This is a genomic window from Kribbella sandramycini (assembly GCF_013131805.1).
In the GTDB taxonomy this organism is placed as follows: domain Bacteria; phylum Actinomycetota; class Actinomycetes; order Propionibacteriales; family Kribbellaceae; genus Kribbella; species Kribbella sandramycini.
This window is the reverse complement of record NZ_JABJRC010000012.1, coordinates 75,936-88,767: the sequence shown is the minus strand read 5'-3', so window position 1 is coordinate 88,767 and position 12,832 is coordinate 75,936. Positions and strand designations below refer to the sequence as shown.

Below are 12,832 nucleotides of genomic sequence, written 5' to 3'. Positions count from 1 at the left end.
ATGACCGTTCAACTACTTGCACCTGACAGCAGGTCCAGGTGACGGTCAGCTCCGGCGAATCAGCGCCAGATACATCGCGTCCGTCCCCTGCCGGTGCGGCCAGAGCTGGACGTCGGGCCCGTCGCCGAGCTCCGGCACGTCGGGGAACAGCGCACGAGCGTCCTCCAGGACGGCGTCGGCACGCTTGCCGAGGACGGCGTCCACGACCGCCCGAGTCTCGTCAGGATGCGGTGAGCAGGTCACATACGCGACGACTCCCCCGGCGCGCACCGAGTTGATCGCCGACTCGAGCAGCTCCTCCTGCAGCGGCCGCAGCTCGGCGACGTCGGCCGGCGTCCGCCGCCAGCGCGCCTCCGGCCGCCGACGCAGAGCGCCGAGCCCGCTGCACGGGACGTCGGCAAGCACCCGATCGAACGACCCCTCGGCCCACGTCGGCTTCGTCCCGTCGCCGACGAGCACCTCATGATCGCCCGGGATCGCCCGCAGATTGGCCCGGACCAGCTCGGCCCGGTGCTCCAACGGCTCAACCGCGGTCAGCCGGCCCGCACGCTGCTCGACGAGCGACGCGAGCAAAGCCGACTTCCCACCCGGCCCCGCGCACAAATCAAGCCACTGAGCATCAGAACCAGTCAGCGGCGCGTTCGCCAGCGCAAGCGCGACCAGCTGGGAACCTTCGTCCTGAACACCGGCCCGACCAGTCGCGACCGCGGCGATCCGCCCCGGATCGCCACCACCTTGCAGAACCGCCGCGTACGGCGACCACTTCGCCCGGCTCGCCCCGGCCTCGACCAACTCGTCGACCGTGCTGAGCCCCGGGCGCGCGATCAGCGTGACCCGCGGGGCCTCGTTGTCGGCATCGAGCAGCTCGGCGACCTCGTCGTCGTCCAGGAGCCGGGCGAAAGCCTCGACCTCCCAGGTCGGATGCGCCTTGGAGATCGCCAGGTGCAGCAGCGGATCCTCGTCGTACGGCGGGGCGACGGAGTCGATCCACTGGTCGAACGCGCGCTGGCTGATCTTGCGCAGGACGGCGTTCACCAGGCCGCTGCGCTTGTGGCCGATCTCGGCCCGGGTCAGCGTGACCATCTCGTTGACCGCGGCGTACGAGTCGACGCGCATCCGGAGCAGCTGGTGGGTGCCGAGGCAGAGGATGTCGAGGAGCTCCGGGTCGAGCTCGTTGAGCGGACGGTCGACGCAGCGGGCCAGGAAGGCGTCGTACGTGCCTTGCCAGCGCAGCGTGCCGTGCACGAGCTCGGTGCAGAATGCCGCGTCGCGCCCGGCCAGCTTGGCCTCGCGCAACGCCTTGTTCAGCACGAGGTTGGCGTAACCGCTCTCCGACGTAACCTGCCGGATCACCCGATACGCGACCTGCCGAACCCGATCCGGCCGCTTCTGGGGCTCGCGATTGCGGGGCGAACGATCACTCACCGAGTCGGTCCGCATCGGTCAGCCGGACGCCGCGCGCCCAGTCGGCGGCGGCCATCGGCTTCTTGCCCTGCGGCTGCACGGTCAGCAGCTCGATCGCCTTGCTGCCCGTGCCGAGCCGGACGCTCGACTTGGTCGCCTGCAGCTCACCGGGTTTCAGCTCGTCCTCGGTCAGCCGGACGGCGAGCACCTTCAGCCGCTCCCCGCGGAACGTCGTCCACGCGCCCGGCGCCGGGTTGCAGCCGCGGACCAGCCGGTCGACGCGCTGCGCGGGAGCGGTCAGATCGAGCTCGGCGTCCTCGACGGTCAGCTTGGGCGCGAGCGAGACGCCCTCGGCCGGCTGCTCGCGCGCCTCCAGAACCCCGGCTTCGATCCCGTCGAGAGTGTCGACGAGCAGCTTCGAACCCGATTCGGCCAGCCGGCCGAGCAGGTCACCCGAGGTGTCGGTCGCGCCGATCGGCTCGGTCAGGACGCCGAACACCGGGCCGGCGTCCAGCGCCTTGACGATCCGGAACGTGCTCGCGCCGGCGACGTCGTCCCCGGCGATGATCGAGTGCTGCACCGGGGCGGCGCCGCGCCAGGCGGGCAGCACCGAGAAGTGCAGATTTACCCAGCCGTGCTGCGGAATGTCCAACGCTGCCTGCGGCAACAATCCGCCGTACGCGACGACGGGGCAACAATCCGGCGCGATCTCGGTCAACCGAGCCAGGAATTCCGGGTCGCTCGGCTTGACCGGCTTCAGGATCTCGATGCCGCCCAGCTCCTCGGCGTACTGCGCCACCGGCGAGGCCACCAGCTTCCGGCCGCGACCGGCCGGGGCGTCCGGCCGGGTGACGACGGCAACCAATTCGTGGCGGCTGGCAACGATCGCGCGCAGCGCGGTGACCGCGGGCTCCGGCGTACCGGCGAAAACGACTCTCACAGACCGAATCCGTTCGTGGGGTGGGGCGAGAGCTTGATCTGCGGCGGGCCGGACAGGCCCGACCACTCGGCTTCGCGGATCGCCTTCATGGCCAGTTTGCGGGTCTGAGTGTCGAGGCGATCGATGAACAGGACGCCGTCCAGGTGATCGGTTTCGTGCTGGATCGCGCGGGCCAGGTAGTCGGAGCCCTCGATGACGACCGGGTCGCCCCACATGTTGAAGCCGTGCGCGATCACGGACTGCGCGCGGCGGCAGTCGAAGGTCAGACCGGGGATGGACAGGCAGCCCTCGGGGCCGAACTGGTCGTCGGCCGACAGTGTCAGCTCGGGGTTCACCAGGTGCCCCAGCTCGCCGTCCACGTGGTAGGTGAAAACCCGCAGGCCGACGCCGATCTGCGGCGCGGCGAGGCCGGACCCCGGGGCGTCGCGCATGGTGTCGGTCAGGTCGGCGACCAGGCGGCGCAGCTCGGCGTCGAAGTCGACGACAGGGACGGCCTTGCTGGTCAGCACGGGGTCGCCGAACAGGCGGATGGGTTGCACCGACACAGGCTCTCCACAACATTTCGCGGACCGGACCTGCCAAGTCTAGTTGCCGTGCGCAGCGGCCCGAGCCAGGGAGGGGGCTGCCGCAGAACGCCACAAACACGTACTGTGGTCCCAGGCGTACCTACAGTCACTGTCGTCCCACGCCTAACGGGAGACCCAATGCGCACAGCAGCACGGGGGGCCACTCTGATCGTCCTGGGCGCGCTCGTCGCCCCGGCGCCCCTCACCGCCTTCGCCTACGAGCCTCGCGAGCCCGACCGGCACCACACGCCGTCGATCGCCCCGTCCGCGGCGCCGTCCACAGCTCCGACCGCGACGCCGTCGAAGCTGCCGAGCATCGTGCCGTCGCCGTCGTCACCGCCGAGCGGTGAGCCGGGGACGGCGTGGTCGTGGGAGGAGCTCAGCCGGCAGGTGCAGGACACGTCACCCGACGACCTGCAGGCGGCCGACACCGCGACGCAGGCCGCGGCGATGCTGCGCTGCTTCAAGCTCGAGACCGAGAATTACTGCCTCGGGCTCGGCTTCGTCGACCAGATCCCGACCGGCGCGCAGCTCCAGGAAACGATGAGCGAGCCGGACGTCGAGGCGGACGACGAGTCCGGCGTCGAGCAGGATATCGCCACCGGCGACCTGACCCCGCAGTCGTTCGTCGCCGAGCGGGCCGGGCTGCCGAGGAGCCAGCGGGTCGACGTCGAGCTGAGCGAGATGGAGGCCGCCTGGGCGGGCCGTGAGAAGGCGCGCGCGCTGCGCCTGCTGGAGGTCCCGGCGGAGGGCGACGCAGCCGCCGACGCCGATCCGGAGAGCGGCGCGGCAGCCGGGACGCCGACGCCCACCCCGACCGTGCAGCCGCCCCGGACTCCTCCGACCGCGCAGCCGCCGACGACCGCGCCGAAGCCCCCGCCGGTGCGGGTGGTGAAGCCGCCGAAGTCGTCGTACATCATGAAGGGTTTCCAGACCTCGCAGGAGAAGGGGTACTGGTGCGGCCCGGCGACGTTCCAGTCGATCGACTGGGCCGACGACAAGCAGAAGGACACGCAGGCGTCCTGGGGCAAGGACCTCGGCACGACCAGCTCCGGCACCGGGATCTACGCGATGGTCAAGCAGACCAACCTGAAGACCAACTGGGACCAGGCCGCCGGGACGTACATCGTCCAGAGCGTGAAGAACTGGAACGCGCAGAAGTTCTTCACCGTGCACCAGAACCACCTGGGTGACGGGCAGCCGGCGCCGATCATCGAGCACACCCAGCTGCTCAAGCGGTACTTCCCGTACCTCGCGTTCAATCACAGCGGCCACTACCAGGTCGGCCGCGGATATGACCGCGCCAAGGGCACGATCGCGATCTTCGAGGTGTTCAACGAGCGCCGGTTCAACAGCCGGGGCAACGTCACCGACGGGCCGAAGAACATCCCGGCGTCCGCGCTGTTCAACGCGACCCTGGCGAACCCCTTCCAGAACATCGGACTGTGACCTGTATGCGCCGTACCACCGTTGCCGTCGGCATCGTGCTCCTCCTCGGTCTGGCGGCGTGCTCGTCGGAGCCGGATTCCTCCGGCCCGGTCAGTACGCCGCCGACTCCGCAGCCAACTCCGTCGACACCTGCCACCCCGTCGACGCCGCCGGTCGAGACGAACACCGCCGTACCGGTCTGGTCGAAGGTGATGCGGCAGCCGGTGGACGGGCAGCATCTGGTCACCCAGCAGCGCAAGTACGTCGTGACGCGCGGCAGCGACGAGGCCGGGATCACCACGATCGCGGTCAAGGGCAGTAAGAAGGCTGTCGTCCGGCATGTGCCGGCGAAGGGGTTCGTGGCGCAGTCGCCGGTGGTGATCGACGATCGGTGGGCGCTGGTGCAGGACATCCGGTCCGAGGGGCCGAATCCGGAGATCATGGTGGTTCGGTACGACCTGACGACCGGCGCGAAATCCGGGCTCGGGAAGTTGCCGAAGGTGTCGGAGCCGGAGATCGGCGCGTACGACGGGACGTTCGCCTACACCTCGACGGACGGGCGGAACCGGTCCTGCCTGATCGTCGCCGAGCTCGCGGCGCTGTCGGCGCGGACGGTCGGTTGCGTCGCCGCGCCGGGGTACCTGGCCGATCCGGTCGTGTCGAAGGACTCGGTGACGTTCAGCGAGATCAGCGCGCCGGAGACGCCACGGCGGTGCAAGCGGGTGCTGACGGCCGCGCTGTCCGGCGGGCCGGCGCGGCCGGTGCCGGCGGCAACCAAGTGCATCCAGTGGAGCGGCGCTTCGGTGGGCGGGGCAACGGTCTGGTCCGAGGTGGCGGCCTCCGATCCGGATCAGTACCGGAGCAAGGCGTACCTGCGGGAGTCGGCGGACTCGCCGAGCCGCCCGGTCGGCGAGATCGCGACCGACACGATCCTTGCCTGCGGCAACTGGATTCTCTGGGAGACGCGGACCGTTGACGCCGATGGGACGGAGTCGTTCCAGATCACCCGGTGGCGGTCGGGGCTGCCGAAACCGCAGCGCATCTACACCGGGAAGCCGGGGGTCGCGCTGACGCCGATGACGTGTCAGGACAACACGGTGTACGTCGAAGCGGCCGATCTGTCCGCCAGCCCGACGTACACCGAAGCCCTCGCCGCGGCGCTCAGCTGAGCTGCAGGCCGCGCTGCTTGAGCTGAGCGCGGAGATCGGCGGCGCCGGTGAACTGCTCGGCGTCGATGCCGACCGCGCGGGCGCCGTCGACGTTGTACTGCATGTCGTCGGTGTAGAACGTGCGGGCCGGGTCGAGGGCGTAACGCTCCAGCAGGATGCGGTAGATCTTCTCGTCCGGTTTGATGGTCTGCTCGGTGCCCGAGACGACCTCGCCGTCGAAGCTGCTCAGGATCGGGAACGCCTCCTTCGCGACCTCCCATTTCTCGGCGGAGAAGTTCGTCAGCGCGTACGTCGGGAGCCCGAGCGCCTGGATGTCGCCGAGCAGCTCGGCCGTGTCGGTGAAGACGCCCTTGACCATCGTCAGCCAGCCGGTGTCGTACGCCGCGATCCACTCGGCATGCTCGGGGAACCGGCCGGACAGCTCCGCGACCGCCTCGGCCCAGCTGCGGCCGGCGTCCTGCTCCTGGTTCCAGGCGGGGGTCGCGACCTCGGTGAGGAAGCGCGTCCGCTGCTGCTCGTCGGGGATCAGGCCGGCGTACAGATAGTCCGGACTCCAGTCCAGCAGTACGCCGCCGATGTCGAACACCACCGCGTCGATCGTCATACCCGCAACCCTACGTTGGGCGCGGCGGACTTCACCGTGCGCAGGATCGGGACGGTTTCGAGCGCGGTGATCTGCTCGATCGCGCCGACGCGCTCGGTCAGATAGGTGTGCAGCGCGGCCGGACTCGCGCACAACGCGTGCGCCACCAGGTTCGTCCGCCCGGTCGTCGCTGCCACGAACGCCAGCTCGTCGTGCTCGGCCAGCGCCCGGCCCACCCGATCGGCGGCCGCCGGCGGCACCGAGAACCACAACATCGCACTCGTCGTGATCCCGAGCGCCGTCGGATCCACGTCCACGTCGTAGTAGATCGCCCCACTCGCCTCCAACTCCCCCAGCCGGCGCGCCACCGTCCCCACCGCCCACCCCGTCCGCCTCGCCAACTCCCCCACCGGCACCCGCCCGTCCTCCCCCAACCCCGCCAACAACTCCCCATCCCCCTCCCGTATGTCCGCGCCCGGACCACCTCGCGACCCATCGCCACCGAAAACAGGGGTGAAGGCTTGGGATTGGGGTGGTGTGAGGGCTTGGGCTCGGGCCGGCCAGGGGGTGGGGCCGCCTCGGTAGAGGTGGAGGAGGTGGTGGGTGGTGAGGGAGGTGAGGGTGGGGGTGGCGGGGAGGTCGTGGAGGAGGAGGGGGTTGGCGGTGGTGGGGGTGGTTTGGAGGATGGCGACCAGTTCGGTGCCACCGGAGGCGAGTTTGATCCAGGTGGTGTCGGGGCGGCGGGCGAGGGTGGCGGCCAGGGACTGCGTTGCCCTGGGGGTGGTGGTGAGGCGGACGAGCCACTGGGAGCGACCGGTCCGGTGCGGGTCGGGGAGGCCGACGACGCGCAGGCCGGCTTCGGCGCGCAGGCGCTGGTAGCGGCGGGCGACGGTTTGGGTGGAGACACCGAGAACGTCGGCGATCCGGCTGTACGGCGCTCGGCCCGCGAGCTGAAGCGCGTGGATCAGGGCCCGGTCGAGATCGTCCACCATGGAAAGATCATTGCCTGGAGCGCTCTCTGATGGAAGATCTTCGCGATCTCTGGGTCCTGAATGGAGAACAAGAACCGCCGCGACGGACCGTACTGCCACCGGATGCGAACGGAGGCGGAGATGCGGAAATGGGTGGGACTGGTCGCGCTGCTGGTGGCCGAGGCGATGAACCTGCTGGACGCGACGATCGTGCAGGTCGCGGCGCCGGTGATCCATGGCGAGCTCGGCGGAGCGACGTCCGATATCCAGTGGTTCGGGGCGGCGTACACGCTGCCGTTCGCGGCGCTGCTGATCACCGGCGGCCGGCTCGGTGATCTCGCCGGCCGGCGGCGGGTGTTCCGGATCGGGGTCACCGGGTTCGTCCTGGCGTCGATCGGGTGCGCGCTGGCAACGCAGTCCGGCGTACTGATCGGCGCTCGGGCGATCCAGGGCGCGACCGCGGCGGCGATCATCCCGCAGACGATCGGCTTGATTCGCTCCGCGTTCAGTGGGCCCGACCTGCCGAAGGCGCTCGGCTCGATCGGCCCGGTGATGGGCCTGGCCGGGATCTCCGGCCCGGTGCTCGGCGGGGTGATCACCGAAGTGACGTCATGGCGGGTGGTGTTCCTGGTCAATGTCCCACTCGGGTTGGCCGTGCTCGGCCTGGCCCGGTTGGTCCCCGAGTCGCGCTCACCACTGCGCCGCGGCCTGGACCTGCCGGGAACGGGACTGCTGATCGCAGGGAGCGCTCTCTTGGTGTTCCCGATCCTGCAATCGCAACACTGGTTCCTCGCCCCGATCGGCTTGGCGGTCCTGGCTGCCTGCGTGCTCCAGCAACGCGCCACCGGCGCCCGGCTGCTCGAGCTGAGCCTGTTCGCCCGTCCCGGCTTCGGCGCAGCCCTGGTCACGTCGACGCTGTTCTTCGCGGTGCTGAGCGGTCTGACGCTGGTCGTCGTCCTGCATCAACAGTTGACGCTCCAGCACGGCGTACTCCGCGCAAGTCTCGCGCTGCTCCCCTGGTCCGCGGCGTCCGGCGTCAGCTCGTGGTGTGCCGGCCAGTGGCTCGTCCAACGCGTCGACTCCCGTCTCATGTACGCCGGGCTCGGCGTCCTACTCATCGGGCTCGGCGCGGCCCACTGGTGGCTGATCCCTGCGCTCGGCGTCGCCGGTGCGGGCGTCGGACTCTTCACCACTGCGTTCTTCACCGAAGCCCTGAGCCGCGTCGAACCACACGAGACCGGATCAGCGGCCGGTCTGCTCAACGCCGTCCAGCAGTTCGGCGGAACCCTCGGAGTCGCCGGCCTCGGCTCCGTCTTCCTCTCGCACCCGACCACCCTCCATCCGGCGTTGCTGATCGCGACCGCCGCCGTCCTCGGAACGCTCGGGAGCGCTCACCTCATGCGGTCGCCGCGTTCGCGGCGGCGCGTGCATGCAGCGCCGGGACCAGCAGCCACTGGCCGATGAAGATGACCACGCCGAGCAGCGCGACCCCGATCCAGGTCGTCGTCGCGCCGAAGTGCTGCAGGGAGTTCGGGCCGGCCAGCGGGCCGATCACCGTGCCGACGCCGAAGGCCATCCCGGTGACGCCCATGTAGCCGCCGCGCAGGTCCAGCGGCGCGATATCCGCGAACACCGCCCCGATCACCGCGGCGAACCCGATCTCGCCGATCGACCAGACCACGACCGTCAGCGCGTACCCCCAGAAGGTGTCGACGACCGCGCCGAGCCCGAACCCGAGTCCGACCACCAGCATCGAGATCGCGACCAGTTTCGGCCGGTCGTAGCTCGCGAGGCGCTTCACCAGGAACGGCTGGAGCAGTACGATCACGACGCCGTTCAGACCGATCACCGTTCCGTACAGCGACGACGGCAGCCCGTCGCGGGCCATCGCCAGCGGCAGCGTCGAGTAGCCCTGGAAGTAGATCGTCGCGTACCCGATCTGGAGCAGCACGACCGCGAGGAACACCCGGTCGCGCAGTACCACCGGGAGCAGCGGACGCCGATCCGCGCCCTCGTCGAGCACCGGCCGGCTCTCCGGGACCATCGTCCAGATCACCACCCCCGCGATCACCGAGGTGGCCGCGTTCAGCCAGAACAGCAGCCCGAAGCCAAGCGAAGCAAGCACTCCGGCCGACACCGTCGACACCGAGAACCCGAGGTTGATCGCCCAGAACAGCAGGCCGTATGCGCGAACGCGCTCTCCCGGTTGCAGCAGGTCGGCGACCGCCGCCTGGACGGCGGGCCGGAACAGGTCACCGAGCAATCCGACCGCGAACGCCGCCGCCCAGATCATCGGCATCGACCGGGCCGAGCCGAGCAGGATCAGCGCGGCCGCCGTCCCGAAGAAGCAGACCAGCATCGTCGCGCGCCGGCCGACCCGGTCGGCCAACCAGCCGCCGACGAGCTGCGAGACCACGCTGCCCGCACCGACCGCGGCCGCGACGGCGCCCGCCGTACCGGCGGAAAGGTGCCGGTCCTGGGTCAGGTACAGCACGAGGAACGGCTGGACGAAGCTGCCGAGCCGGTTCACCAGCTGGCAGACCACCAGCGCCCAGAACGCGCGCGGCAACGGGCGGGAAACGGTGGGCACAATCGGGACAGCGGCAGTCATGGGACAACCATCCGGGCCGGGCGCAGAGTTGTCGACGATTAGGTCCAGGACTAATCAATGGCGAGGACCCGATCCGTGCCTACGATGGGGCGGTGATCACGATCGGCCTCACCCCGGATGCCATCGGCCGGATCCGGTTCGCGCTCTCCCCGATCTGGGAGGCGGTGACGAGCGTCCGCGCGCTGAGCACCAGCACCGTCCGCAGCGTGCACGGCCCGTGGCTGCAGAAGGTCCGCCCGATCATCGACGGCCCGGACCTGACGTTGCTCAAGGCATTGATCCCGCCGGTCGGCTACATCCCGGACTTCATCACCCCCGCGCCGCCGCGGCGGACCACCGGCCTGGAGTCCGGCCTGGCCGCGATCGCCGCCACCCCGCACGCCCTCGTCGCGGCCGAGCTCGGCAAACTGCACGACGAGACGCCGAACCCGGTGCTGCCCGGCATGATCGCCCGTCCGGCCAAGGCGCTCCAGCAGATCACCACGGCGCTCGAAACGTACTTCCGCCGCACCATCGAGCCGGACTGGCGGCGCATGCGGGCGCTGCTCCAGGAGGATCTCGCGTTCCGGCTCGACGAGCTGGCCAGCGGCGGGATCGAGCGGTTGTTCCGCAACCTGCACCCGTCGGTGCGCTTCCGCGGCGACGCCATCGAGATCGACCGGCCGTACTGCTGCCACGGCGTGCCGATGGCCGGTCAGGGCGTCCTGCTCGTCCCCTGCGTCTTCACCTGGCCCGCGGCCCTCCCGGTCACCGGCGCGCCACATCTCCCGACCATCACCTATCCCCCACGCGGCCTCGGCCGCCTCTGGGAGGACCGCCAAGACACGACGGAGTCCCCATTAGCGGATCTCGTCGGCCGCACCCGCGCCGCCATCGTGGGCCACCTCGACCTCCCGATGTCCACCACACACCTGGCCCACCAACTCGGCGTCACCGCCCCCACCCTCAGCGTGCACCTCAGCATCCTGCGCAACGCCGGCCTCGTCGACTCCCGCCGCGACGGCCGCGCCGTCCTCTACTACCGCACCCGCCTCGGCTCCCAACTCCTCGCCGCCTCCACCGGCCTAGCCTCCACCGCCTGACTCAGCCGAAGCTTGGCGGGTCTACCTGGACGCGGACGGAGCCTGGGTTTTTCTTGGTGGCGCGGGCGGATTGGGCGTCTTTCAGGGCGCGGGCCAGCTGGGTTCCGGCGGCGCGGGGGGTGCGGACGACGGCGCGGACGGTTTCGTCGTCGACGTCGACCGGGCCGAGGACTTCGAGGCCCGCGGACGCCGGGAGCAGGGCGCGGAGGCGCTCGACGAGGTCGGCGACCGACTCGGCGGGGCCGGTGAGCTCGGCGAGTTTCGCGGCGGGGGCGAGGTGGGCCGCGCGGCGCTCTTCGACCTCGCGGGCAGCGAAACCTTCGGGGCTCCAGCGGACGACGACCTGCAGCGGCAGCGCGGACGGATCGCCGACCAGGATAACGGTGCCGCCGGCACTCGCGGGGCGGACGAGGGCAGCCGCGTTCAGCCAGCGGCGGACCGCCTCCTCCGGCGCGCGCAGGTCGGGCCGCGTGAGCATGAGCCAGGTGTCGAGCAGGAGCGCCGCGCTGTATCCGGCGGCGGCGACGGGCTCGGCGCCCGGCGTACTGACGATCAGGGCTGGTTGATCCGGCACGTGGTCGAGCATGTTGTCACCGCCCGACGTCCGGACCAGGACGCCGGGGAACGCGCGGCCCAGCTCCTCCGCCGTCCGTCGCGCACCGACGACGGCTGCCCGCATCCGGGTGTCGCCGCACTCGGGGCAGCGGTGATCGGCCGCCGGCCGGCCGCAGATCGAGCAGCTCGCCGGGCCCGCCCCGCCGGTACGCCGAAGCGTGCCACCACAGGCCGAACATCGTGACGGCGCTCGGCAGGTTTGGCACACCAGACTCGGCAGATACCCCGCGCGCGGAACCTGGACGAGCACCGGCCCGGTCTTCAGCCCCTCGCGGGCGATCTCGAACGCCCGGTGCGGCAGCCGGGCGGCGCGGGCCATCCGGTCCCGCGCGAGGTCGGTGTCGGACTCACCGGTGATGTGCACGGACGGCGCGGCCGCGCGGATCGCCGGCCGGGCCGCGATCAGCTCCCCCGCGAACCCGGAGTCGATCACCGCGGCCGCCTCGGCCGACCGCGCGAAGCCGCCGAGCAGCGCGGCGCAGTTCTGCTTGAAGGCGCGCAGCAGCAGGACCTCCCGCGCATTCGGGTACGGCGCCCGCGGCTCGGCGTACGACTCGTCGCCGTCGTCCCACAGCGCGACCAGGCCGAGCTCGGTGACCGGCGCGAAGGCCGCGGCGCGTGTCCCGATCACGACCCGCGCAGTGCCGCGGAGGGCGGCCAGGAAGGCGCGGTAGCGCGCGGTCGGGCCGAGGTCGGCGGACAGGACGACGAAGCCGGACTCGCCGAGCACCGTCGTACAGGCCGTCGCGAGCCGCTCCAGGTCGCGCGCGTCGGCCGCGAGCAGCAGCGCGCCGCGCCCGGCGGCCGAACACACCGCCGCGGCCTGCGCGAACGCGAGCGCCCAGTCGGCCCCGGGGACCGCCGTCCAGATCGCGCGCGGCGACTCCGAGCGGGCGAGCGCGTCGAGGAAGCCCGGCGGGTACGGCGCCCACTCCGAGCGCGAGGTGGACAGCGGCGGCGGCGCGGGCTGGTCGTAACGCAGCGGCTCGGCCTCGACCTTCGCATGCCGCGGCGGGACGGCCAAGCGGGTCACATCGGCGAGGACGCCGGCGTACCGATCGGCGACGGCGCGGCAGAGCTCGGCGACCTCGGGCCGGAGCACCTGCTCGGCCGAGACGACCTTGCGGATCCGGACCAGTTTGCCGTCGTGGTCGGACTCGGCGAGCCGCTCCAGGACGAAGCCGTCCAGATCCTTGCCGGCAAAGCGGACCTTGACCCGCGCGCCGGGCTGCGCGGCGGCGGCCAGGTCGTCGGGGACGAGATAGTCGAACGGCCGGTCCAGATGCGGGAGCGAGACATCGACCGCGATCCGGGCCACCGGCAACGTCTCGGTGATCTCGGCGGGCGCCTTCGTCCGCGATTTGCGCACGGTGTCGCGCAGTAGCGTCAGCTGCTCCGGCGAATCCGATGTCACCCGCAGATGCTAGTCCGCGGGGACGACAGCCGGTGTCCGCACTGCCGTC

11 protein-coding genes are annotated in these 12,832 nt (G+C 71.1%); 4 read left to right on the top strand and 7 right to left on the bottom strand.

The genetic code is table 11. From position 1 onward, the window contains the following. Window positions 1–45 precede the first annotated feature (45 nt). The 3 genes from HPO96_RS34785 to def are packed head-to-tail and all read right to left on the bottom strand — an operon-like array spanning window position 46 to window position 2,889. On the bottom strand, window positions 46–1,425 hold the full coding sequence (locus HPO96_RS34785; RefSeq protein WP_337796928.1) for an RsmB/NOP family class I SAM-dependent RNA methyltransferase: 1,380 nt from the start codon (window positions 1,423–1,425) through the stop codon (window positions 46–48). After that, window positions 1,418–2,344 (bottom strand): methionyl-tRNA formyltransferase, encoded by a 927-nt coding sequence (gene fmt / locus HPO96_RS34780; protein ID WP_171678724.1) that lies wholly within the window; start codon window positions 2,342–2,344, stop codon window positions 1,418–1,420. The genes HPO96_RS34785 and fmt overlap by 8 nt, the downstream gene beginning before the upstream one ends. Further along, the gene (def, locus tag HPO96_RS34775; protein WP_171678723.1) at window positions 2,341–2,889 is read right to left on the bottom strand and encodes a peptide deformylase; all 549 of its coding nucleotides are present in this window, start codon (window positions 2,887–2,889) and stop codon (window positions 2,341–2,343) included. The genes fmt and def overlap by 4 nt, the downstream gene beginning before the upstream one ends. A 159-nt stretch (window positions 2,890–3,048) precedes the next feature. Here def and HPO96_RS34770 point away from each other — a divergent pair, with 159 nt between their 5' ends. Both HPO96_RS34770 and HPO96_RS34765 read left to right on the top strand, forming a co-directional pair. After that, the gene (locus tag HPO96_RS34770) at window positions 3,049–4,359 is read left to right on the top strand and encodes a C39 family peptidase (protein ID WP_171678722.1); all 1,311 of its coding nucleotides are present in this window, start codon (window positions 3,049–3,051) and stop codon (window positions 4,357–4,359) included. A gap of 5 nt (window positions 4,360–4,364) precedes the next feature. Continuing rightward, a complete protein-coding gene (locus HPO96_RS34765) occupies window positions 4,365–5,507 on the top strand; it encodes a hypothetical protein (RefSeq protein WP_238355839.1) in 1,143 nt (380 codons plus the stop codon). Here HPO96_RS34765 and HPO96_RS34760 read toward each other — a convergent pair. Both HPO96_RS34760 and HPO96_RS39365 read right to left on the bottom strand, forming a co-directional pair. After that, complete coding sequence (locus tag HPO96_RS34760; protein WP_171678721.1) at window positions 5,500–6,111, bottom strand: HAD family hydrolase; 612 nt, start codon at window positions 6,109–6,111, stop codon at window positions 5,500–5,502. The two genes, HPO96_RS34765 and HPO96_RS34760, sit on opposite strands and share 8 nt — an antisense overlap. After that, complete coding sequence (locus HPO96_RS39365) at window positions 6,108–7,082, bottom strand: Lrp/AsnC family transcriptional regulator (protein WP_171678720.1); 975 nt, start codon at window positions 7,080–7,082, stop codon at window positions 6,108–6,110. Before HPO96_RS39365 ends, HPO96_RS34760 begins: the two co-directional genes overlap by 4 nt. 120 nt (window positions 7,083–7,202) lie before the next feature. On the opposite strand from HPO96_RS39365, the gene HPO96_RS34750 reads away from it, so the two are divergent. Then, complete coding sequence (locus HPO96_RS34750; RefSeq protein ID WP_238355838.1) at window positions 7,203–8,525, top strand: MFS transporter; 1,323 nt, start codon at window positions 7,203–7,205, stop codon at window positions 8,523–8,525. On the opposite strand, the gene HPO96_RS34745 is transcribed toward HPO96_RS34750, so the two are convergent. Next, the gene (locus HPO96_RS34745) at window positions 8,458–9,672 is read right to left on the bottom strand and encodes an MDR family MFS transporter (RefSeq protein WP_171678718.1); all 1,215 of its coding nucleotides are present in this window, start codon (window positions 9,670–9,672) and stop codon (window positions 8,458–8,460) included. The genes HPO96_RS34750 and HPO96_RS34745 overlap by 68 nt on opposite strands. A gap of 92 nt (window positions 9,673–9,764) precedes the next feature. Here HPO96_RS34745 and HPO96_RS39790 point away from each other — a divergent pair, with 92 nt between their 5' ends. Next, window positions 9,765–10,754: a helix-turn-helix domain-containing protein gene (locus HPO96_RS39790; protein WP_171678717.1), complete on the top strand. Its 990-nt coding sequence runs from the start codon at window positions 9,765–9,767 to the stop codon at window positions 10,752–10,754. Between the two features lies 1 nt (window position 10,755). Here HPO96_RS39790 and HPO96_RS34735 read toward each other — a convergent pair whose 3' ends face one another. After that, complete coding sequence (locus HPO96_RS34735; RefSeq protein WP_337796927.1) at window positions 10,756–12,783, bottom strand: primosomal protein N'; 2,028 nt, start codon at window positions 12,781–12,783, stop codon at window positions 10,756–10,758. Between the last annotated feature and the right edge of the window lie 49 nt (window positions 12,784–12,832).